Source organism: Pseudomonas sp. LBUM1668 (assembly GCF_059695715.1).
This window is the reverse complement of sequence record NZ_CP166787.1, coordinates 125,477-148,651: the sequence shown is the minus strand read 5'-3', so window position 1 is coordinate 148,651 and position 23,175 is coordinate 125,477. Positions and strand designations below refer to the sequence as shown.

General features: G+C 57.2%; 12 protein-coding genes, 2 tRNA genes, 4 rRNA genes and 2 pseudogenes. 10 read left to right on the top strand and 10 right to left on the bottom strand.

Annotated elements, in window-relative coordinates; genetic code table 11:
• The first annotated feature begins 136 nt into the window (after positions 1–136).
• Entirely contained in the window at positions 137–475 is a 339-nt protein-coding gene (locus tag ACA061_RS00700; protein ID WP_042557024.1) for a hypothetical protein, read from the top strand.
• A gap of 98 nt (positions 476–573) precedes the next feature.
• Here ACA061_RS00700 and lapD read toward each other — a convergent pair whose 3' ends face one another.
• Positions 574–2,520, bottom strand: a complete 1,947-nt coding sequence (lapD, locus tag ACA061_RS00695; RefSeq protein WP_497300387.1) for a cyclic di-GMP receptor LapD — start codon at positions 2,518–2,520, stop codon at positions 574–576.
• Between the two features lie 14 nt (positions 2,521–2,534).
• Positions 2,535–3,227, bottom strand: a complete 693-nt coding sequence (gene lapG / locus ACA061_RS00690; protein ID WP_497300386.1) for a cysteine protease LapG — start codon at positions 3,225–3,227, stop codon at positions 2,535–2,537.
• Positions 3,228–3,424: 197 nt separating this feature from the next.
• Between lapG and ACA061_RS00685 the strand changes: the two genes are divergently transcribed.
• The 5 genes from ACA061_RS00685 to ACA061_RS00665 all read left to right on the top strand — a co-directional run bounded on the left by ACA061_RS00685 (position 3,425) and on the right by ACA061_RS00665 (position 10,503).
• Complete coding sequence (locus ACA061_RS00685) at positions 3,425–4,135, top strand: GntR family transcriptional regulator (protein WP_150605462.1); 711 nt, start codon at positions 3,425–3,427, stop codon at positions 4,133–4,135.
• Between the two features lie 769 nt (positions 4,136–4,904).
• Positions 4,905–5,681, top strand: a complete 777-nt coding sequence (locus ACA061_RS00680; RefSeq protein ID WP_210701294.1) for a DUF3050 domain-containing protein — start codon at positions 4,905–4,907, stop codon at positions 5,679–5,681.
• Positions 5,678–6,607 (top strand): diiron oxygenase, encoded by a 930-nt coding sequence (locus ACA061_RS00675; protein WP_497300385.1) that lies wholly within the window; start codon positions 5,678–5,680, stop codon positions 6,605–6,607. The genes ACA061_RS00680 and ACA061_RS00675 overlap by 4 nt, the downstream gene beginning before the upstream one ends.
• A 10-nt stretch (positions 6,608–6,617) precedes the next feature.
• Positions 6,618–10,013, top strand: coding sequence for an amino acid adenylation domain-containing protein (locus tag ACA061_RS00670; protein WP_497300384.1), 3,396 nt, complete (start codon positions 6,618–6,620; stop codon positions 10,011–10,013).
• Between the two features lie 22 nt (positions 10,014–10,035).
• Positions 10,036–10,503 carry an SRPBCC family protein gene (locus ACA061_RS00665; protein ID WP_497300383.1) on the top strand — a complete coding sequence of 156 codons (468 nt, stop codon included), beginning with the start codon at positions 10,036–10,038 and terminating at the stop codon, positions 10,501–10,503.
• A gap of 135 nt (positions 10,504–10,638) precedes the next feature.
• On the opposite strand, the gene ACA061_RS00660 is transcribed toward ACA061_RS00665, so the two are convergent.
• Together ACA061_RS00660 and ACA061_RS00655 are read right to left on the bottom strand one after the other, a co-directional pair.
• Positions 10,639–11,424: a methyl-accepting chemotaxis protein gene (locus ACA061_RS00660; protein WP_371262348.1), complete on the bottom strand. Its 786-nt coding sequence runs from the start codon at positions 11,422–11,424 to the stop codon at positions 10,639–10,641.
• Positions 11,425–11,493: 69 nt separating this feature from the next.
• Positions 11,494–12,519: pseudogene (locus tag ACA061_RS00655) on the bottom strand (HAMP domain-containing protein); the annotation flags it as partial.
• Positions 12,520–12,847: 328 nt separating this feature from the next.
• Between ACA061_RS00655 and ACA061_RS00650 the strand changes: the two are divergent.
• From ACA061_RS00650 to ACA061_RS00635, 4 genes and pseudogenes are all read left to right on the top strand, one after another.
• A complete protein-coding gene (locus ACA061_RS00650; RefSeq protein ID WP_150605468.1) occupies positions 12,848–13,348 on the top strand; it encodes a sigma-70 family RNA polymerase sigma factor in 501 nt (166 codons plus the stop codon).
• Entirely contained in the window at positions 13,348–14,349 is a 1,002-nt protein-coding gene (locus tag ACA061_RS00645) for a FecR domain-containing protein (RefSeq protein WP_497300382.1), read from the top strand. The genes ACA061_RS00650 and ACA061_RS00645 overlap by 1 nt, the downstream gene beginning before the upstream one ends.
• Before the next feature lie 87 nt (positions 14,350–14,436).
• Positions 14,437–16,941 (top strand): TonB-dependent siderophore receptor, encoded by a 2,505-nt coding sequence (locus tag ACA061_RS00640; protein ID WP_497300381.1) that lies wholly within the window; start codon positions 14,437–14,439, stop codon positions 16,939–16,941.
• Between the two features lie 77 nt (positions 16,942–17,018).
• A pseudogene (locus ACA061_RS00635) lies at positions 17,019–17,102 on the top strand (hypothetical protein); the annotation flags it as partial.
• A gap of 277 nt (positions 17,103–17,379) precedes the next feature.
• Here ACA061_RS00635 and rrf (ACA061_RS00630) read toward each other — a convergent pair.
• From rrf (ACA061_RS00630) to ACA061_RS00605, 6 genes are all read right to left on the bottom strand, one after another.
• Positions 17,380–17,495: ribosomal RNA gene (rrf, locus tag ACA061_RS00630) — 5S ribosomal RNA — on the bottom strand.
• Positions 17,496–17,600: 105 nt separating this feature from the next.
• A 5S ribosomal RNA gene (rrf, locus tag ACA061_RS00625) occupies positions 17,601–17,716 on the bottom strand.
• A 150-nt stretch (positions 17,717–17,866) separates the two neighbouring features.
• Positions 17,867–20,760, bottom strand: a 23S ribosomal RNA gene (locus ACA061_RS00620).
• Positions 20,761–21,008: 248 nt separating this feature from the next.
• Positions 21,009–21,084: transfer RNA gene (locus ACA061_RS00615), tRNA-Ala, on the bottom strand.
• Between the two features lie 30 nt (positions 21,085–21,114).
• Positions 21,115–21,191, bottom strand: a tRNA-Ile gene (locus ACA061_RS00610).
• Positions 21,192–21,273: 82 nt separating this feature from the next.
• Positions 21,274–22,810, bottom strand: a 16S ribosomal RNA gene (locus ACA061_RS00605).
• The 16S, 23S and 5S rRNA genes sit together here with 2 tRNA genes alongside, the layout of an rRNA operon.
• Positions 22,811–23,175 lie beyond the last annotated feature (365 nt).

Sequence of the window (23,175 nt, the reverse complement as noted above, 5' to 3'; positions counted from 1 at the left end):
ACGGCCGCCCTTCTGGGGCGGCCGTCACGTTTGCGATGACCGCAGCGGTGACGATTGGGTCGCCGCACCGCATACTTGCGCGCAGTTGGCTATGCTGCTGACAGCATGACGCTGGTTCATATCTGAGGGATGCCCAATGTTTTACGTGCAACGCGATGCGCAAGGTGAGTTGATTCGCGTGGAAGCTGCGGCCTACGCCGAGGCCACGGAAACGCTGCCGGCCGACCACCATGAAATCCAGGCGTGGTACGCCAACGAAGCTGTGGAAAACAGCCTCAAACAGCTCAAGCAGAGCGACTTTGAGATGATTCGGGTACTCGACGACCTGATTCAGGTGTTGACCAGCAAAGGGGTGATCCGCGTCACCGACCTGCCGGAAGCGGCCCAGGCCAAGCTGATGGACCGGACTCAGGCGCGTGAGGCATTGGGCGGGTTGAGCCAGTTGATTGATGAGGATGAGGGCGGCTTGATTTAGAAGCAAAAGATCGCAGCCTTCGGCAGCTCCTACAGGGAACGCATTCCAATGTAGGAGCTGCCGAAGGCTGCGATCTTTTCGCTTTCAAATCTTGAGATTTACTTCCAAGGCTTGGGCTCACCGAGCAACTGCCCCTGAACCCCATACAAGCCCATCTCGCGAATCACCGACAACTCCCCTTCCGTCTCGACCCGCTCGGCAATCAGCGGCAGATCAATGCTGTGCGCCGCGCGCTGGATGGCTTCGATAAACAGACGCTTGTCGCTCTCCTGATCAATTGCCCGAATGTAGCTGCCATCGATCTTCAAGTACGCCAGCCCTAGCCGCGCCAGGTTGCCGATCATGCTGAAGCGTCCGCCGAAACGTTGCAGGCTCAGAGAGAAACCCAGTTCACGCAGACGCCGGGTCAATTGCTCCAGCACCGCTTGTTCCGGCAATTGCTCCTCGCCGATCTCAAGGGTCAGGCGTGGGCCGAGGTTGGAATGCATCCGCAAAATCTCGAAGATTTTGTTCAATGCCTGTGGGTCCGCCAACGTTGCCGAAGACAGGTTCAGCGCCAGCGAATCCTCATGTTCTTTCATCTGCTCAAGCACTCGCTCCAGCATCAGGCGATCGAGCCGCGCGGTCCAGCCGAAGCGCTCCAGCCACGGCAGGAAACGGCCGGCCGGGACGGTCTGGCCCTGCTCGTCGAGCAAGCGCGACAGCACTTTGTAATGCAGCACCAGTTGCGTGTCCTGCGCGGCCACCACTGGCTGGAAATACAACTCGAAGCGCTGCTGACTCAACGCCTGATCAAGCAAGCGATGCCAGGCATGGTGATCGTCGCCAACATCGGCTGTCAGACTGTGATCGATACACGCCCAGTTCTGCTCGCCCTGCCCTTCGGCCTGGGCCAATGCCTGATCGCCTAGGCTGAGCACCGCTTGTGGTGAATCGCCGTGTGCAAACGGTGCAAGACCGATCGAAGCAACCGCCGCCACGTCAGTTGCGCCGGTGGCGTGCAGGCTGCTCAGGGCACCGTCGAGGTTCTGCGCCAGTTGCAGCGCTTCCTCACGCACTAGGCCCGGCGCCAGCACGGCAAACTCACCGCCACGAATACGCGTGACGAGGTTCTGGGTTTCCGGGTATTTGGCGCATTCGCGCGACAATTGCTCGCCGACCGCTTTCAACAATTCATCGGTGCGCTGACCACCCAGGCGCTGGTTCAACCCGGCCAGATCCTTGACCCGTAACAGCAGCAGATAACCCGAGCTGGCTTGCTCCGGGTTGCTCACGCGATTGTTCAGTTGCATCTCGAAATAACGGCGGTTGGCCAGCCCCGTGAGGTTGTCCTGATAGGACTCGGCGCGCAGCTTTTCGCTGCGTTCGGCCTGCTCCTGAAACAGCGCCTTGAGCTTCTCGACCATCTGGTTCATCGCTTGCACCACACGGCGCAGTTCAGGGGTGCGCGGCAAGTCCGGCAGGCTGAGAAATTCTCGCCGGGCGATGGCGTGGGACTGCTTGACCATGTAATCCAGCGGCTTCAACTGCCGGCGCAGCAGCAGCGCGCCGAGCACCGCACTCACGGCGCCACACATCAGCAACCAGCCAAGGCTGCCCAACGCGCTCTGCCACAGCTTGGCCACGGCAAACATCGGGTGGCTGACCACCTCGACCCGCGCAGCCTGCTCCCAGCCGCGGCTGACCAATGCGTCGCCGCCGGCCGGCTCCAGACCGATGAGTTTGACGAACCAGTCCGGCACGTTACTCACCGTGGGGGCGCCGTTGCGCTCGACGATAGTCTGGTCGGTCTTCACATCGACCACACGGATGCTCGCGTAGTAACCGCTGTCGAAAATCGAGCTGACCAGCAGCTCGACCATCGCCGGGTCGTCGATGTTCGGCGTCAGCGACAACGCCAGCGCCGTGGCGGCGTCCTGAGCGTGAGAGCGCAACTGGTTGACGTACTGGGTACGCGAGCTCTCCAGACTGACCATGAAGCTGCCGGTGAAGGCGACCACCAGGAACAGACAGATAGCGAGCAACAGCTGTTTGAACAAAGACATCTGAGCGCGTGCTCCTAGTTAATCGTTTCGACCGCGAAACCTTCGGCCTGCATTTTCTTCAGCACATCCTGCCAGCGCGACAGGCGTTTGGTGTCGCCGACCTTTTTGTTGCCCTTGGCGCCCGGCAAATACAAACCTTCAGCATTGAAAGAGTAGACCGGCAGCAAATCGGTTCGCTGGGAGGCAGGCTGAATCGGATCGATCAGGCTGTCGAGCACCAACGGCATGGCATCGGGAGTGGCATAGTACGTCAGCACCATGTGCGCGCGGTTCTGGCGCAGTGCCTTGACGTAGGTGATGCGTAGCTTGTCACTGGAAACACCGAGGTGGCGCAGGCTGAAATACTTGGCGATTGCATAGTCTTCGCAGTCGCCGGCGCCCTTCCACAGTGCTTCGATCGGGGTTTCCCAATAGTCGACCTCATGCCACAGATCAATGTCTTCGACATAGCGCACCTGTTTGTTGAAGAACAGGTTCACCACTTTGAGTTTTTCAATTTCGCCGACCTGTTTCTGCGTGGCCAACAGATTTTGCCAGGCATCGATCCGCTGCTGGCCGGCGCCCAGCGGTCCATAGATTGCCGTGGCCTTGCGGCTGATCACGGAAAAATCCCAATCGGCATGCAGACCGTCCAGCATGACGCCGGCCAGTAACAGTGCGCAGCCAAGCCAGCGCAGCGTCCGAGGGATCGCGAAACGTAACGCCACAGCAGGTTTCCAGGGGGCAGGAAGGAAAGCGTTTGATGGTGAAGCTTAGCCGGGTAAAAAACAATGGCACCATGAGATCATCGTGACCGCGCTAAACTTGTTTAAAGGCACTGAACCTCTACATGGTTTGACAAGCTGTAGAGCAGTCACTAGTGTCATTTGGATCCAAATTCAGTCGACATACAGGGTGCGTAGTCGTGACACAGAAGCCCAAACCGCTACAGAGCATTAAAGTCGATGGGCCTATTCCTGCACACTTGGCTCGCTCGATCATCGAAGAAACCTTGCGCGCCGCCATCCTTGATGGTCGTTTGCCCTGCGGCACCGCCCTGCGCCAGCAGGATCTGGCCGATCTGTTCGGTGTCAGCCGCATGCCCGTGCGCGAAGCCTTGCGTCAGCTTGAGGCGCAGGCGCTGCTGAGCGTGACCGCGCACAAAGGCGCAGTGGTTGCGCCATTGATTCAGGGTGATGCCACGCAAACCTACGAGCTGCGGATTTTGCTCGAGTCCGAAGCCATGCGCCAATCCATTCCGCTGCTGACCGCTGCCGATCACGAGCAGGCGGCCAGGTATATCGATGAGCTCGAGACTCAGCACGATTACACGGAGATCGGCCGGCTCAACCGTTTGTTGCACATGGCGATGTACAGCAAGGCACCCAACCGGCGGCTATTGCGCCTGGTCGAAGACGGGCTCAACGAAGAAGAGCGCTTCCTGCGCTTCAACCTCGAGGCCATGGGCCTGGGCAAGCTTTCTCAGGACGACCACCGCGCCATGCTGCAAGCGGTGATCGAGCGCGATGTCGAGCGCTCCGTGGCACTGCTTGAGCAGCACCTCAACCGCGGTGTTGAAGTCATCACCCGTTATCTCGCCAGCCCGGCGGCGCTAAGCCGCAAGGCCGCACGCTGACTCTGCACGCCGGGACTGGACTTAACTGTCTGCCCGGCGAATAACCCGCTTACAAATCCCCCTCCCTACGTCTTCGAATCCACTGGCATATCCCCCCCTGCGCTCTAACCTCCCTGCGCCTATCAGGCCCGAAATATGTTCGCCTCACCGGAACGAATCGGTAATAGCCGTGGCGGCCATTTACCCTCAGTCTTGAACGGCCAAAACAATAAAGAACGGGCGACGCACCGCAATGCGGGTGCAGTCCCCGCAACAGGAACCTACGGAAGGAGCCTTGTCACGGGAAAAGGAAAGAATCGGCGCCGTTCCAGGCCACCTTTCGTCCCCCTCAAATAACTCGATATTAATTTTAAGAAAGTTGCTTCGAGTGAGGCATTCACTCTGTTTATTCGATTTTGGTCTTTATTGACTGAAAGGAGCAACTTCGCCTCAATAAAACTTGTGCAAAGAGTTTTATCGGACACTTTCACGCTTAAAAAGACAGCAACTAAAAATAATTAAAAATACACTTGTTAAGTTATTTGCCGATGTATTAGCTTTTCTCCGCCGAGCTTGAGATCTCTTCTCCTGGCGGACATAGACCGACAGCGCGACCAATAGATGGCGAGACCTCGCCTGACTACCGTGCTGTACTGCACATACATTCAGTTCAACTTCATTGGTTTGTATGAGGTCATTGCTCGCCTGTAGAAAGAATAACGAGCCGACGTTCCATTGATTACGCACTTGCAAAGTATTGTCCATTTCATATCAAGGATAGAGCCCCGTCATGCCTAATACAAAGCACCAACTTGCCCTGAAAAAAGCCGAGCTCAGCGCTCACCCGATTTTTGCCGAAATTGATTCAATGACTGTTTTGCGACGTTTCATGGAAAGCCACGTGTTTGCCGTGTGGGACTTCATGTCACTGACCAAACGCCTGCAACAGGAACTGACCTGCACTCGTCTGCCCTGGCTGCCGCCGCGTGATCCGCATGCTGCGCGCCTGATCAACGAGATTGTCCTCGGAGAGGAATCCGACGACCGCCTGAGCCACGGTCATTACAGCCATTTCGAGTTGTATCTGGATGCCATGCGCGAAGTCGGCGCCAGCACCTCGGCGGCAGAACGCTTCGTCGCGCTGCAAAAGGAAGGCGTGAGTTATGACGTGGCGCTGCAAAGTGTCGACGTCGATCCGGCAGCCGCGCAATTCGTCCGTGACACCTTGCGCACCGCTCTGCATGCACCGGGGCACAGCGTTGCTGCCGCGTTCCTGCATGGCCGCGAAAGTGTGATCCCGACCATGTTCCAGCGCATTCTCGACGACTGGGGCATCGGCATCGAACAGGCGCCGACCTTTCGCTATTACCTGGAGCGGCACATCGAGGTCGACTCCGAGGATCACGGCCCGGCGGCGGAGCAGTTGCTCGAGCGCTTGGTCGATGGCGATCCGCAGCGCGAGGCCGAGGTCTATGCCAGCGCCATCGCCGCCGTCGAAAGCCGCATTGCCCTGTGGGACGGCCTGCGCGTGAGCATGCGCGAGCCGTTGGCGGAGGTTGCCCAATGAACGCCGCCGACTATCAGTCCTTTGCCGATGTCTGGGAAAGCCGCGCGACCATCCGCACGCGCCCGCGCCGCGTTCTAGAAAACGACGAGCGCCTGATCTATCCGCTCAGTCGCCAACCACTGGTGCTCAGCGAAACCTTCCTGCGCGAATGCCCGCAGCAACGTGATTTCGCCTTGGTGCAGACGCTTTACAAATTCATCAACGACGTGGTGATTTTCGAGACCGAAATCGTCGACAAGACCGCGCGCAGCATCGCCAAGAACCGCTTCGCCGTAGCATTCCCGTTCGCCTGTCGTTATGACGCGATGACCGTGGTGGTCGACGAGGATTACCACGCGCTGGTGGCGATGGATTTCATGCAGCAGACGGTGGCCATGACCGGCATCGAGCCGATCCGCTTGCCGGATCAAATCGAACTGAGCCGGGCGATTCCCGCCGCTGTCGCGCTGGCGCCGGAACATCTGCGCAGCGCCGTGGAACTGATCTGCGTGGCCATCGCCGAGAACACCGTGACCGGCGACGTGGCGGCGTTCGCCCGCGACGACACGGTCAAGCCGTCGATCAAAGGCCTGATGGCCGACCACTTGCTCGACGAGGGTCGTCATTCCAGTTTCTGGGCGCGGATGGTGCGCATCTATTGGCACACCGCGAGCGAGGCCGATCGAGAAGCCATCGCGAAGATTCTGCCGGTGTTCATCGGCCATTACCTGACCAACGACATCCAGAAATCCTTCGATTTACGCCTGATCGATGCCCTGCCGGTCAGCGAAGGTACGCGCCTTTTGCTCAAGGAAGAGATGGCCGGTCTGGCCTTCCCGATCAATCGCCATCACCCGCTGGTGGGCAACATCATCAAGTTTTTCCACAACAGCTCGCTGCTCGAAACACCGTGTGTGCAGCACGCCTTGCGCGACTACCTGGTTTGAGGAGGCCGACATGAAACGTCTCGATATTTTATTGATTGGCGCCAGCCAGGCGATGACCGACCTGGCGCAGGAACTTGAACAGCAGGGCCACTCACTGGATCGCAGCGGCGCAGCGAAATCGACAGTGGATTTGATCATTGACGATGGCTTCATCGCGGCCGGCGATTTCTGCGCAATCCCACATCTGCATCTGCGTTTGGGTGTAGTAGCGCAGAGCAATGCAGGTCTGCCGTCGATCGACCTGTTGTGCTTCCTCGGCTCGTCACTGATCAGCCGCGTGCCGATTGGCGATGAGCCGTCCGGCAACGGGCAGGCATTGCGCCAAAGGGTGCTGATGCACGTGGTGGACGAAGTGTCGTTGCTGGTCAGCCGCTACTCCCGCGACCCGGAATACTTGCGGCATGCCGCTGCAGTGACGGCGCCGGATTTCGAGCGGCTGGAAAACCTGCAGTTTCTCGACAGCCTTGCCTACGTTCATCGCCATAACGCCACCGCGAATCCGGTCTTGCTGAAACAGGCGCAAACTCCGCTGATAGAAGGTCTGCAACAGAGCCTGATTCGCCACGCCGATCGCCCTGCGCTGCACCTCTTCGAGCAGTCGGTCAGCTATCGCCAGTTGCATGCGCACAGCCAGGCGATTCAACAGCACTTGCAGCCCCTGCTCGACCAGCATCCGCAGCCTTGGGTAGTAGGCATTTGTCTGCCGAAAAGCCCCGCGCTGTTCGCCTCGATTCTGGCGATTCTCGGCAGTGGGGCGGTGTACCTGCCGCTGGAACCCAGCCATCCGTTGCAGCGCCAGCAATACATCCTGCAAAACGCTGGCGCGCTGCTGTTGCTGCATGACGGTTTGCATCCGCTGAGCGAATCGATGCCGGGGCTGGATGTCAGCCACATCGACAGGGCCGACGCAAACCTCGCGCAACCGTTGATGCGCCAGCGCCCCGAACTCGACGCGCCGTGCATGGCGCTCTACACCTCGGGCACCACCGGACATCCGAAGGGTGTGTTGCTCAGTCAGGCAAACCTTGCGCACTTCACTGCGTGGTACGCCGACTACACGCAACTCAATACCAAGAGCCGGGTACTGCAATTCTCTTCGCTGAGTTTCGACTCGTCGCTGATCGACATTTTCCCGACCTTGCTCGCAGGCGCCGAACTGGTGGTGCCCGACGACACGCAACGGCGCGATCCGCTGCAACTGGTCGCACTGATTCGCCGCCGACAACTGACTCACGCGTTCCTGCCTCCGGCGCTGTTGAGCATCCTGCCGCTGGATCAACTGCAAGGCGTGCAACAGGTGATGACCGGCGGCGATGTCTGCGAGCCGTTCGTCATCGAACAACTGACCCGCCAAGGCAAACTGCACAACCTCTATGGGCCCACTGAAGCCACGGTGCTGATCACCGCGCGGCAGCTCACAACCGGCGACAGCAACCGCACGCTCGGCTCGCCGATTGCCAACAGCCAGGTGCTGATTCTCGATGACGATCTGCAACCGGTGGGCGAGCACACCGTCGGTGAATTGTTCATCGTCGGGCCCGGTGTCTGCCTCGGTTACCTGAACAATCCACAGCAGACCGCCGAGCGTTATCTGACCCTCAACCTGCCGGGCGGCGAGCAACTGCGCGCCTACCGCAGTGGCGACATGGCCAAGTGGGGCGAGCACGGCATCGAGCTATGCGGGCGACGCGACAATCAGGTGAAGATCCGTGGCTTTCGGGTCGAGCCGGAAGAGATAGAGCGCTGCCTGCGCGAGAGCCAGTTGTACCGACAGGTGGCGGTGGTGATCGACAGTCAGCGACGGATTCTGGCGTTTCTCGCCCAGCCGCAAACGGACGCCGCCCGCGACGCATTGAAAGCCCACGCCCAGCAGTTTTTACCCGACTACATGCAACCGGTGGCGTGGACTGAGCTGCCGAGCATGCCGTTCGCCAGCAATGGCAAGGTCGACCGAAAAGCGCTGCTGGCGTTACCGGTGAGCGTGCAGGACAACGGACCGAAATGCCTGCCGACCAATGAAGACGAAGCGCTGCTGCTGGAGATCTGGGCGGAGTTGCTGGAGCTGCCGACCAGCGATATTTCCACCGACGAGAGCTTCTTCAATCTCGGCGGTCACTCGATTCTGCTGTCGCGCATGTTGCTGCGCTTGCGTGAAGAGTTTGGCCGCAGCATCTCGATCAATCGCTTCATCGAACAGCCGACCATCATCAAACTCGCCACACTGGTGCGCGGTACCGACGACAGCGCCGTACTCAGTGGCCAAGCCATGGCCGACGCCGAGCGTGCGCTGGATATCGAACCGTTGCCAATCAGCCGCATGGGCGATGTGCATAAGGTGATCGTCACCGGCGCCAACAGTTTTGTCGGCGTGCACATCGTCGAGGCGCTGCTCGGTTGGGGCGCCAGTGAAGTGGCGTGCCTGGTGCGCGACGGTGGCGGGCAAACGGCGGCGCAGCGCTTCGCTCAGGCACTGCGCGAAAACCGCCTGGAACATCTGGATCTGAGTCGGGTGCGGGTGTACGCGGCAGACATCACGCGTCCGCAACTCGGGCTGGGGGACGACGACTATCAGCGGCTGGACCGTGAGTTCGGCGCACTGGTGCACAACGCGGCCAACGTCAATCACGTCCTCGATTACGAGTCGCTGGCAGCGGACAACGTCGAGCCGATTTTCGAGCTGCTGCGCCTGTGTGAAGGGCGCAGCAAAAAGGTCTTCAATTTTGTCTCGACACTGTCGGCTTCAAGCACGGTCGACGACGCCGGTCGGGTGCTGGAATTGCCTGCCGCGCCGACGCCACCGATCTACATCCGCAATGGCTATAACCTGTCGAAATGGGTCGGCGAACGCATCCTCGAACGGGCGCGGACGCTTGGTGTACGGGTCAATCTTTACCGCCCCGGCAACATCAGTTTCAACAGCCTGAGCGGCGTCTGCCAGCCGCACAAAAACCGCTTGATGCTGATGCTCAAAGGCTCGATTCAGCTCGGCCAGGTGCCAGCCTTCGCACTGAATTTCGACCTGATGCCGGTGGACTTTCTCGCCCGCTTCATCGCCTTTCACGCCAGCCGTTATTCGCCCGAACGGGCGGTGTTCAACCTGCACAACCCCGAACCCCTGAGTTGGGACGCCTACGTCGCCTCCTTCCGCGACACCGGCAGCGAGTTCTCGCTGGTCAGCGTCGCCGACTGGCAACAACAACTGGGGCGTGTCGACGCCGACAACGCGCTGTTCGGCGTGCTCGGTTTCTACCTCAACGGCTTCGAAGAAGACATCGGCGACATCTCTCTGATCGGCCACGCCAACGCGCAAGCCGGCGTGCAGCAGATGGGCGCGCACTACCCGGAAAAATCCCCGGCGCTACTACGCCGCGGCTGCGATTACCTGAAAGAAATCAACTTCATCTGATTCATCAAAAAGGAGCAACACCATGAACACTCTGCAACCCGACACCCTGATCAAAAACCCGCACGGCTGCCACGTGATGTCTTCGGTTGAAGTACCAGCAGACGCGACGCAGGTCTGGGCGGTGGTCGGCAACTTCGGCGGATTCGAGCGTTTCATTCCGGCGCTGTCGCACATCGAAATGACCGGCGAGGGCGTGTCCTCGCTGCGCAAGAAATTTTTCAAGGATGGCAACGTGGTGGTCGAGCAACTCAACTCCCGCGACGAGCAGGCGCGGAGCATGACCTGGACGACGATCTACAACACGCTGGGCGTGGCCAATCTGTGGGCGGCGATGAAGGTTGAATCGCTGGGTGAGGGAAAGTCGCGGGCGACCTGGACGATCATTGCCGAGCCTGCCGACGCAGGAGCGGAGGCGTCGCCGGGGTTCAAGGATTTTGTACAGGGGTTTGCGGATGATGCGATGGGGAATGTGTTGAAGCTGTTTGTTTAAGGCTTAAGTTGGGCGGTGGGTGAACTACCGCTATCGCTGGCAAGCTAGCTCCCACAGGGTCCAGGTCGTTCACAAATGTTGTGTTCGCCAAAAAACCTGTGGGAGCGGGCTTGCCCGCGATGAACGATAACGCGGTCAGATCTTGAAGCTGTCCACCAACTGCTTCAGGCGATTGGCCTGTTGCGACAACGCATCACAATCCTTCAACGTCTCGTTGAGGTTAGCCACGCTCTGCTGGTTCAACATGTTGATCTGGTTAACGTCGACGTTGAGGGTTTCCACCACCGCCGTCTGCTCTTCAGTCGCGGCCGCAACCGACTGGTTCATGCCATCGATTTCGCCGATGCGCTGGGTCACGCTGACCAGGCGCAAACCGGCCTGGTTGGCCACTTCAACGCTCTGCTCGCTGGACGCCTGACTGGCGTTCATGGTGCTCACCGCCTCACGCGAACCGACCTGCAACGAAGTGATCATCTTGTGAATCTCTTCCGCCGATTCCTGGGTACGATGGGCGAGGTTACGCACCTCGTCCGCCACTACCGCAAAACCACGTCCGGCTTCACCGGCACGTGCTGCTTCAATGGCGGCATTGAGCGCCAACAGGTTGGTCTGCTGCGAAATGCCTTTGATCACATCGAGGATGTGGCCGATGTTGTCGGTGCTGGCGTTCAGCGTTTCGATCTGCGTGCACGACAGGCTGATCTTCTGCGACAACTCGGTCATCGCCAGAATGGTTTGCTCCACCACCTGGCGACCGTCATCGGCCTGCTCACTCGCGCCGCTGGCGTGCTGCGAAGCATCGGCAGCGTTGCGAGCGATTTCCTGAGTGGCGGCACCCAGTTCGTTGATCGCGGCGGCGACGCTGTTGGTGCGCGCACTTTGCTCGTCCGAACCGACGATGGAAGCGTTGGACGAGGCCATCACGCGTTGCGACAGATCATGTACCTGGCGGGTCGCCGAAGACACTTCGGAAATCGATGCGTGAATCCGCTCAACGAACTGGTTGAACGAGCTGCCCAATTCACCGAATTCATCTTTGCTCTCGACCGCCAGACGACGAGTCAGATCGCCTTCGCCCTGTGCGATGTCCTGCATCGCGCGACCCATGGTGATCAGCGGACGCATCAGCACGGTGATCAAAAGGCTCAGGAACACGGCAATTGCCCCCACCGCCACGAACATGGCGATCAGCGCCGAAGTACGGAACTGGCTGAGTGCGGCGTAGGCCTTGTCGCGATCGATCGACAGACCGATGTACCACTCGGCATTCGGCAGACCGGTGACCGGGGTGAACGACAGGATGCGTTCCTGACCGTTGAGCACCACGTTCTGGTTGCCCTTCTCGATGCGGACGCTGGAGTTCGGGTAGATGTCCTTCAGATTCTTCATCACCTGATCTTTGTCCGGGCTGACGATCACCTGACCGTCACCGCTGACCAGAAACGCATGGCCGATGCCACCGAAGTCCACCGAGTTGATGATCTTCACCAGGGTTTCAAGGCTCAGGTCACCGCCGACCACGCCAATCAGCTCGCCGTTCTTCTTCACCGGCATGGCAATGGTCACCACCAGACCGCCGACGGCGGCCATGTACGGCGGCGTCAGCATGGTTTTGTCGGCTACGACAGCTTGCTTGTACCAGGGGCGCTGACGCGGGTCGTAACCGTCCGGCATCTTCGCGTCTGGACGCTGGGTGAATACACCGTTGGCCTGGCCGACGTAGGTGAACTGGAAGTTCGAGGTGAAGGCCGGTTGATCAACGAGGCCCGGGAAGTCGGCTTCCTTGCCCTGATGGGCAACGTTCTGCGCGAGGTTTTCCAGCACCAGAACCCGCCCGCTCATCCAGTTCTGAACGCTGCTGGCGGTCAGATCGCCGGCCTGCTGCACGGAGGACTGGAGGTTCTGGCGAATGGTATTTCGCTGCAGATAGTCGTTGTAGAGGGTGAATAAAGCGAAAGCCAGGACCACGACGCCCGAGGCGGCCAACAGGATTTTATGGCTGAACTTGAGATTCATTTCATGGGACTTCTTATGCAAAAGTGGGTATGCGTTCGGGGATGCAACATTCCATGTAGCTCCAAATGTCCAATAGCTGGCAGGCAGCGTTCTGATGGCCGCTCTACTTTGGTGCACGCATGTCTCACCAGTCTTTCGGCACGCTTCGGAGAAATCTTAGGGTTGTGTGGGAAATGGATGGCATTAATGCCGGATTCCCGCCGAACGGCGTGCCAGAGCGCTCGCCACAGTGTTTTTTATGAGCGTTATTCGAGTGGAGGTTGCAAAATTTCCTACCCTTGATAAAAATGCGACTAATTATCATTTGTGTCGTTGAGCTGGCGCGTTCATGTCCTCACCTGAGTTTGCAGTACAGGCGCTTTACAGTAGTCATCACGGCTGGCTGAATGCCTGGCTGCGCGCGCGACTCGGCAACGCGGCCGATGCGGCGGATCTGGCGCAAGATACTTTTGTACGCTTGCTGCAACGCACCGAACGTCTCGAACTCAAGGCCCCTCGCGCCTTCCTGCGTACCATCGCGCGCGGCCTGGTGATCGACCACTGGCGCCGTGAAGAGATCGAACGCGCGTATCTGGAAACCATCGCCCATCTTCCCGAAGCCGAAACGCCGAGCGCCGAAGCCCGCGCGCTGGTGATCGAACTGCTGGAAAGCATCGCGCGCATGCTTGAAGGATTGAAGCCAAAAGTGCGTCAGGCGTTTCTTCTGGCGCAGTGCGAAGGTTTGACGCACAAGCAGATCGCCGAGCAGATGGGATTGTCGCTGCGTTCGGTCGAGCGCTACGTCGCCGATGCGCTCTATCACTGCTATGTGCTGCGGTACGAGGGCTGATGACTGTGGACAAGGTATCCCTCGCCCGCCGTGCCGAGCCCCAGCAACAGGTGGTCAAGCAGGCCATCCACTGGCTGCTGCGTCTGCGCAACAACCACGGTAATTCACGCTTGAGCCGCCAGTGCGAACAATGGCGCGCCGAGCATCATGAACATGAACTGGCGTGGCAACGGGTGCAGTCGCTGCAAGCCGAATTGAGCCACAACCTGCGCGCGGTGCCGGGTGCGAAAGTGGCGTTGAATACGTTGGAAAACAGTGCGCAGGGCTTGGGCCGGCGCCAGGCATTGAAGCTGTTGTCTGGCGCATTGTTGCTGGGCTCCGCGGCATGGCTGGCCAAGGACACCTCGGCCTGGCAGCAATGGAGCGCCGAATACGCCACCACGACGGGCGAGCGGCGCGGTTTCCAGTTGCCAGACGGCACGCGGATCGAACTCAACACCGCCAGTGCGGTGGATCTGGATTACACCGCGCAGCAACGGCTGATCAAACTCACCCGCGGCGAAATTATCGTCACCTGCGGCGGCGCGGATGAGGGCTCACCCTTCGAACGGCCGCTGCGCGTGCAAAGTCGTCATGGCGTTTACGAGCCGCAGGGCGCGCGGTTCGTTTTACGCCAGGACAGCGATTGCACGCGACTGAGCGTCACCAGTGGGCGCGTCGCCATTTACGCCGGCGGTACCTCGATCGAGGCGCTCGCCGGGCAGAGTTTTCTGATCGATCACCATCACGTGCGTCCGGCGCCACCGCTGAATATCGATGTCGGCGCGTGGGCCGACGGTTTGATCGTCACCCGCAATATGCGTCTGGGCGATTTCCTCAGTGAGGTCGGTCGTTATCGTCAGGGCTTTTTGAACTGCGCCTCGGATGTCGCTGAGTTGCGCCTGTCCGGCGTATTCCGCCTGGAGGACACCGACAAACTGCTGGCGATCCTGCCGCAAACCTTGCCGGTGAAACTGCGCTATCGCAGCCGCTGGTGGGTAACTCTGGAAGCTGCGGTCTGAAATTTTTTTGGCGGGTTTTCGCAGCAAGTCCGGCTTAGTCAGTAAGCACTTCAACTCAGCCTTCGCGACTTCCTACGGAAACCTGAAATGACTGTCCGTACCACCTGTAAGAACCCTCTGAATTCCACTGCCGAATCGGGTCTGCTGCGCCACGCCGTTCGGGCAGCACTGTTCTCCACCGCGTTGGGCGTTGGTGTCCTACCGAGCCTGAGCCTGGCCGCCACTGCCGGTGCCAATGAGGTCAGCCATCGCTACAACATCGCCGCCGGGCCGCTGGGTGATGCGCTGAATCAATTCGCGCGCCAGGCCGGCATCACGTTGTCGATGACCCCACAGCAGACTCAGGGACGGCAATCCCCTGGGGTACAGGGCGAATATTCGACCGATCAAGCCTTGAGCCATTTGCTCGGCGGTTCGGAGCTCGAAGCGGTCAGTCAGGATGGCAGCAGCTATGTTCTGCGTTCGGTCGCAGAAACCGAAGCGCTGGCCTTGCCGACCACGGACATCAAAGGCTTCGCGCTCGGCAACGCGCTGGGCAGCATGGACGGCTACAACGCCACTCACAGCCAGATCGCTACCAAGACCAGTACCGCGTTGCGTGAAACGTCGCAAAGCGTGTCTGTGGTCACCCGTGAGCAAATGGATGACCAGGGCGCACAAACTGTTTCGCAAACGATGCGCTACACACCGGGCGTGCTGACCAACCCGTATGGCGCCACGCACCGTTACGACTACGTGGCGATGCGCGGTTTCAACGACGGCTCGGTGGATAACATCTACCTCGACGGCCTCAAGTCGATGGGCGACAGCGGCACCTACAGCACTATGCAGGTCGATCCGTATTTCCTTGAGCGCGTGGATATTCTCAAAGGCCCGTCGTCGGTGCTCTACGGCCGCAGCTCGCCGGGTGGTCTGGTGGCGCTGACCAGTAAAAAGCCGTTGTACGAGGCGTATCACCAGGTGCAAGCCACGGTCGGCACGCAAGGCCAGCGCGGTGTCGGTTTTGACTTCAGCGGCCCGGTCGATGACGACAAGCGCATCGCCTATCGTCTGACTGGTCTGTCGGATCAGTCCGACACGCAATTCGACCACAACAAGGAAAAGCGCTTCGCCCTCGCGCCGACCCTCAGCATTGATTTCAGTGAAGACACTTCGCTCACGCTACAGGCGTATCTGCAACACGATCCGGATGGCGGCTACCACGGTGGCGTACCCGCCGACGGTACGATTCATCAGCGTAATGGTCAGCGGATTTCACCGAACTTCTTCGAGGGCGAGCCGAGCATTGATGGCTATTCCCGTGATCAGCAATCGTTCGGTTATCAATTCGAACATCGCTTCAACGATGTCTTCACGGCGCGGCAGAACTTCCGTTATCTCGATTCCAAAGTGAACATGGATCAGGTCTATGCCTATGGCTGGACGTCGCCGACCAGCAACGAGTTGAACCGCTACTACACGGGCGGTGACGAGCGCCTGCATGCCTTTATCGTCGACAACATGCTGCAGGCCGAATTTTTTACCGGCGCGACCAAGCACACAGTGCTGATGGGGGCGGATTATCAGCGGCGCAAAACTGTGGTCGACTGGACCAGCGGCGGTCTCGCACCCATCAACGCGTTCAATCCGGTGTATGGCAACTCCGCGATCGACATGTACGGCGAGACCAGCTATCTACGTCGCCTGGAGCAAACCGGCGTTTACCTGCAAGACCTGATCGAGATGGACAAGTGGCGCTTCTCGCTGGGTCTGCGTCAGGACTGGGTTGAGACCTCTGACGAGAACCGCATCGCCGAGGCCGGGCGTCCCAAGGGCACCGAAATCAACGACCAGCGCACCAAGCTGACTGGCCGCGCCGGTGCGCTGTACCTGTTCGATAACGGCTTGGCGCCTTATATCAGCTACTCCGAGTCGTTTAACCCGAACTCCTATGCCGACAGCGCGGGCAATCCGTTAGCTCCGACTGATGGCACGCAGTGGGAAGTGGGTCTGAAGTATCAGCCACCGGGCACTGACGACCTGTTCACCGCGTCGCTGTTCCACATTGATCAGGAAAACCTGGCGACCAAACTGCCGCAGGAAAACTTCTACCGCGCTGTAGGAGCCGTCCGCTCTCAGGGTCTGGAACTGGAAGCGCACATGCAACTGACCGATAACCTGAAAGTCCTCGGCAGTTACACCTTCACTGATATCGAGTACTCGAAGTCGATGGTCAGCACGCTGAGCACCCCGACCGACGTGATCGAGAACAAAGGCAATTCACCGACCCAAGCGCCTCGGCACATGGCGTCGTTGTGGGCTGACTATAAGTTCGACAGCGCGGCACTCGATGGTCTGCGTTTGGGCGGCGGGGTGCGTTATGTCGGCTACAGCTGGGCGGACGCGGAGAACACCATGAAGGTGCCGTCCTACACGTTGTTCGACGCGTCCATTGGCTACGACCTGGGCAAAGTCGGCATGAAGGGCGTTGACGTACGCCTGAACGCGAACAACCTGACAAACGAGTCCTACGTGGCTTCCTGTGCCAGTCTGAATTTCTGCTACATGGGCGAAGAGCGCAACGTCGCTGCCACGGTCAATTACCAGTTTTAAGCCCAACGCCTTGTGCATAAAAAAGCCAGCCCCTGATATTCAGGGGCTGGCTTTGTCGTATCTGTGGGGGAAATTTCATGCGCGCATTTCTGATTTTGTTACATCGCTATATCGGGCTGGCCACAGCGGGTTTTTTATTGCTGGCCGGAATTACGGGAGCATTCTGGCGTTTAACTTATACGGCGCAGGATTTGGACAGCACGACACTGAAGCACATGGCAAATGCTGGCTGTTCTCTCACGGTACGGATGGGCGATTGCCAGGGCAGGGAACGTTGGGAGAACGGGTTTATCGGGAACTGGCGTCTACATCTGGTGGCGCAAGTGGCAGGCTTGACGTATCAGCAAGGCTCGCAAAGTAGCTTGATAGTTTGATTTTTATGGCTCTGAAACAACAAAACCCCTGTCTGCGTTAGCAGACAGGGGTTTCGGAATTTAATCTTGACGATGACCTACTCTCACATGGGGAAACCCCACACTACCATCGGCGATGCATCGTTTCACTACTGAGTTCGGGATGGGATCAGGTGGTTCCAACGCTCTATGGTCGTCAAGAAATTCTATAACTGGCCCGTCAACACGATGACGAGACAGCAAAAACGGGTACTTCTACTAAAACAAAACCCCAACTGCTTTCGCAATTGGGGTTTCGGAATTTAATCTTGACGATGACCTACTCTCACATGGGGAAACCCCACACTACCATCGGCGATGCATCGTTTCACTGCTGAGTTCGGGATGGGATCAGGTGGTTCCAACGCTCTATGGTCGTCAAGAAATTCGGGTACTGAGTCGTGACCAGTTGGTCTCGCTTCAGCAAATTGGGTATGTGACAGCTTTCGGTGTTTGTGAACATCGAACTTTCGGTTCGTTTCGTCTTCACACACCGCAATCTGGCCTTTCGACGCAAATTGCTTGGGTGTTATATGGTCAAGCCTCACGGGCAATTAGTATTGGTTAGCTCAACGCCTCACAGCGCTTACACACCCAACCTATCAACGTCGTAGTCTTCGACGGCCCTTTAGGGAACTCAAGGTTCCAGTGAGATCTCATCTTGAGGCAAGTTTCCCGCTTAGATGCTTTCAGCGGTTATCTTTCCCGAACATAGCTACCCGGCAATGCCACTGGCGTGACAACCGGAACACCAGAGGTTCGTCCACTCCGGTCCTCTCGTACTAGGAGCAGCCCCTCTCAAATCTCAAACGTCCACGGCAGATAGGGACCGAACTGTCTCACGACGTTCTAAACCCAGCTCGCGTACCACTTTAAATGGCGAACAGCCATACCCTTGGGACCGGCTTCAGCCCCAGGATGTGATGAGCCGACATCGAGGTGCCAAACACCGCCGTCGATATGAACTCTTGGGCGGTATCAGCCTGTTATCCCCGGAGTACCTTTTATCCGTTGAGCGATGGCCCTTCCATACAGAACCACCGGATCACTAAGACCTACTTTCGTACCTGCTCGACGTGTCTGTCTCGCAGTCAAGCGCGCTTTTGCCTTTATACTCTACGACCGATTTCCGACCGGTCTGAGCGCACCTTCGTACTCCTCCGTTACTCTTTAGGAGGAGACCGCCCCAGTCAAACTACCCACCATACACTGTCCTCGATCCGGATAACGGACCTGAGTTAGAACCTCAAAGTTGCCAGGGTGGTATTTCAAGGTTGGCTCCACGCGAACTGGCGTCCACGCTTCAAAGCCTCCCACCTATCCTACACAAGCAAATTCAAAGTCCAGTGCAAAGCTATAGTAAAGGTTCACGGGGTCTTTCCGTCTAGCCGCGGATACACTGCATCTTCACAGCGATTTCAATTTCACTGAGTCTCGGGTGGAGACAGCGCCGCCATCGTTACGCCATTCGTGCAGGTCGGAACTTACCCGACAAGGAATTTCGCTACCTTAGGACCGTTATAGTTACGGCCGCCGTTTACCGGGGCTTCGATCAAGAGCTTCGCGTTAGCTAACCCCATCAATTAACCTTCCGGCACCGGGCAGGCGTCACACCCTATACGTCCACTTTCGTGTTTGCAGAGTGCTGTGTTTTTAATAAACAGTCGCAGCGGCCTGGTATCTTCGACCGGCATGAGCTTACGGAGCAAGTCCTTCACCCTCACCGGCGCACCTTCTCCCGAAGTTACGGTGCCATTTTGCCTAGTTCCTTCACCCGAGTTCTCTCAAGCGCCTTGGTATTCTCTACCCAACCACCTGTGTCGGTTTGGGGTACGGTTCCTGGTTACCTGAAGCTTAGAAGCTTTTCTTGGAAGCATGGCATCAACCACTTCGTCATCTAAAAGATAACTCGTCATCAGCTCTCGGCCTTAGAATCCCGGATTTACCTAAGATTCCAGCCTACCACCTTAAACTTGGACAACCAACGCCAAGCTGGCCTAGCCTTCTCCGTCCCTCCATCGCAATAACCAGAAGTACAGGAATATTAACCTGTTTTCCATCGACTACGCTTTTCAGCCTCGCCTTAGGGACCGACTAACCCTGCGTCGATTAACGTTGCGCAGGAAACCTTGGTCTTTCGGCGTGGGTGTTTTTCACACCCATTGTCGTTACTCATGTCAGCATTCGCACTTCTGATACCTCCAGCAAGCTTCTCAACTCACCTTCACAGGCTTACAGAACGCTCCTCTACCGCATCATCCTAAGATGATACCCGTAGCTTCGGTGTATGGTTTGAGCCCCGTTACATCTTCCGCGCAGGCCGACTCGACTAGTGAGCTATTACGCTTTCTTTAAAGGGTGGCTGCTTCTAAGCCAACCTCCTAGCTGTCTAAGCCTTCCCACATCGTTTCCCACTTAACCATAACTTTGGGACCTTAGCTGACGGTCTGGGTTGTTTCCCTTTTCACGACGGACGTTAGCACCCGCCGTGTGTCTCCCATGCTCGGCACTTGTAGGTATTCGGAGTTTGCATCGGTTTGGTAAGTCGGGATGACCCCCTAGCCGAAACAGTGCTCTACCCCCTACAGTGATACATGAGGCGCTACCTAAATAGCTTTCGAGGAGAACCAGCTATCTCCGAGCTTGATTAGCCTTTCACTCCGATCCACAGGTCATCCGCTAACTTTTCAACGGTAGTCGGTTCGGTCCTCCAGTTAGTGTTACCCAACCTTCAACCTGCCCATGGATAGATCGCCCGGTTTCGGGTCTATTCCCAGCGACTAGACGCCCTATTAAGACTCGCTTTCGCTACGCCTCCCCTATTCGGTTAAGCTCGCCACTGAAAATAAGTCGCTGACCCATTATACAAAAGGTACGCAGTCACCCAACAAAGTGGGCTCCCACTGCTTGTACGCATACGGTTTCAGGATCTATTTCACTCCCCTCTCCGGGGTTCTTTTCGCCTTTCCCTCACGGTACTAGTTCACTATCGGTCAGTCAGTAGTATTTAGCCTTGGAGGATGGTCCCCCCATATTCAGACAAAGTTTCTCGTGCTCCGTCCTACTCGATTTCATGACCAAGAGATTTTCGCGTACAGGGCTATCACCCACTATGGCCGCACTTTCCAGAGCGTTCCGCTAATCTCAAAGCCACTTAAGGGCTAGTCCCCGTTCGCTCGCCACTACTAAGGGAATCTCGGTTGATTTCTTTTCCTCAGGGTACTTAGATGTTTCAGTTCCCCTGGTTCGCCTCTTGCACCTATGTATTCAGTACAAGATAACCATCTTATGATGGCTGGGTTCCCCCATTCAGACATCTCCGGATCAAAGTCTGTTTGCCGACTCCCCGAAGCTTTTCGCAGGCTACCACGTCTTTCATCGCCTCTGACTGCCAAGGCATCCACCGTATGCGCTTCTTCACTTGACCATATAACCCCAAGCAATCTGGTTATACTGTGAAGACGACATTCGCCGAAAATTCGATAATACTCAATTCAGAGTAACTCACAAATTTTACCTTAGCCTGATCCGTTACCAGTGAAAGTAACGTTCAGTCTATCTTTCTATCACATACCCAAATTTTTAAAGAACGATCTAATCAAAGACTAGAAATCAACATTCACCATCTTTCAATGGAATGCTCATTTCTAAGCTTTCATACGTCAGAAGCAGTAGTGGTGGAGCCAAACGGGATCGAACCGTTGACCTCCTGCGTGCAAGGCAGGCGCTCTCCCAGCTGAGCTATGGCCCCGTATTTCTACAGGCGTTTCCCACACAAAATTGGTGGGTCTGGGCAGATTCGAACTGCCGACCTCACCCTTATCAGGGGTGCGCTCTAACCAACTGAGCTACAGACCCAATTTCGGGCTGCTTCTTATCGTCTTCTTCAATGAATCAAGCAATTCGTGTGGGAGCTCATGGAGCAGCTGATGTCGTCGATTAAGGAGGTGATCCAGCCGCAGGTTCCCCTACGGCTACCTTGTTACGACTTCACCCCAGTCATGAATCACACCGTGGTAACCGTCCTCCCGAAGGTTAGACTAGCTACTTCTGGTGCAACCCACTCCCATGGTGTGACGGGCGGTGTGTACAAGGCCCGGGAACGTATTCACCGTGACATTCTGATTCACGATTACTAGCGATTCCGACTTCACGCAGTCGAGTTGCAGACTGCGATCCGGACTACGATCGGTTTTATGGGATTAGCTCCACCTCGCGGCTTGGCAACCCTTTGTACCGACCATTGTAGCACGTGTGTAGCCCAGGCCGTAAGGGCCATGATGACTTGACGTCATCCCCACCTTCCTCCGGTTTGTCACCGGCAGTCTCCTTAGAGTGCCCACCATTACGTGCTGGTAACTAAGGACAAGGGTTGCGCTCGTTACGGGACTTAACCCAACATCTCACGACACGAGCTGACGACAGCCATGCAGCACCTGTCTCAATGTTCCCGAAGGCACCAATCCATCTCTGGAAAGTTCATTGGATGTCAAGGCCTGGTAAGGTTCTTCGCGTTGCTTCGAATTAAACCACATGCTCCACCGCTTGTGCGGGCCCCCGTCAATTCATTTGAGTTTTAACCTTGCGGCCGTACTCCCCAGGCGGTCAACTTAATGCGTTAGCTGCGCCACTAAGAGCTCAAGGCTCCCAACGGCTAGTTGACATCGTTTACGGCGTGGACTACCAGGGTATCTAATCCTGTTTGCTCCCCACGCTTTCGCACCTCAGTGTCAGTATCAGTCCAGGTGGTCGCCTTCGCCACTGGTGTTCCTTCCTATATCTACGCATTTCACCGCTACACAGGAAATTCCACCACCCTCTACCATACTCTAGCTTGTCAGTTTTGAATGCAGTTCCCAGGTTGAGCCCGGGGATTTCACATCCAACTTAACAAACCACCTACGCGCGCTTTACGCCCAGTAATTCCGATTAACGCTTGCACCCTCTGTATTACCGCGGCTGCTGGCACAGAGTTAGCCGGTGCTTATTCTGTCGGTAACGTCAAAACACTAACGTATTAGGTTAATGCCCTTCCTCCCAACTTAAAGTGCTTTACAATCCGAAGACCTTCTTCACACACGCGGCATGGCTGGATCAGGCTTTCGCCCATTGTCCAATATTCCCCACTGCTGCCTCCCGTAGGAGTCTGGACCGTGTCTCAGTTCCAGTGTGACTGATCATCCTCTCAGACCAGTTACGGATCGTCGCCTTGGTGAGCCATTACCTCACCAACTAGCTAATCCGACCTAGGCTCATCTGATAGCGCAAGGCCCGAAGGTCCCCTGCTTTCTCCCGTAGGACGTATGCGGTATTAGCGTTCCTTTCGAAACGTTGTCCCCCACTACCAGGCAGATTCCTAGGCATTACTCACCCGTCCGCCGCTGAATTCAGGAGCAAGCTCCTGTCATCCGCTCGACTTGCATGTGTTAGGCCTGCCGCCAGCGTTCAATCTGAGCCATGATCAAACTCTTCAGTTCAAACATCTTTGGGTTTTTAAGAAACCCTAAACTTGGCTCAGCAATCGTTGGTTACATCTTTGATTTCTCGCGGAGTAACTTGTGATGCTGATAATCTTGTTGACTATCAGTCTGACTCCACAAGCACCCACACGAATTGCTTGATTCAGTTGTTAAAGAGCGGTTGGTTAAGATCTTTCGTCTCAACCGAGGCGCGCATTCTACAGCAGCCTCATTTGCTGTCAAGTGATTATTTTCAGAAGTTTTCGAAGAATTCTTCAACAACTTCAACCACTTGCGCTTCCGATCTCTCGTTAGCGGGAGGCGAATTCTACAGCGTTACTCGCTGTTGTCAACACCTCTTTTTCTCCGCTTTCGACCGAGAA